Origin of the sequence: Cohnella baijiui, assembly GCF_020731285.1 — a bacterium.
GTDB lineage: Bacteria > Bacillota > Bacilli > Paenibacillales > Paenibacillaceae > Cohnella.
The window spans coordinates 1-247 of sequence record NZ_JAJFOW010000315.1 but is presented as its reverse complement, the minus strand read 5'-3'; the positions used below and the strand labels follow the sequence as shown (position 1 = coordinate 247).

Genomic DNA, 247 nt, shown 5'->3' with positions numbered 1-247 from the left:
ATTGGGTTGGCGTCAAGCGGTGTACACAGCAATGGATTCTCATTGGTGCGTAAAGTGTTGTTAGATGATGCCGGGCTATCTTTGCATGAAGAAGTGGCGGAGCTTGGCGGCAGACTGGGCGACGTGCTGTTAACGCCGACGCGGATTTATGTGAAATCATGCCTAGCGTTACTCGAAAAAGTAGATGTAAACGGGCTTGTCCATATTACGGGGGGCGGGTTCTACGATAATATTCCGCGTATTCTTC

The 247-nt window shown here is 49.8% G+C and carries 1 protein-coding gene; it reads left to right on the top strand.

The genetic code is table 11. The annotated features are described in order from the left end of the window. Window positions 1-247: AIR synthase-related protein (locus LKX83_RS32775; RefSeq protein ID WP_255655035.1), on the top strand; the 247-nt coding region annotated here is incomplete at both ends.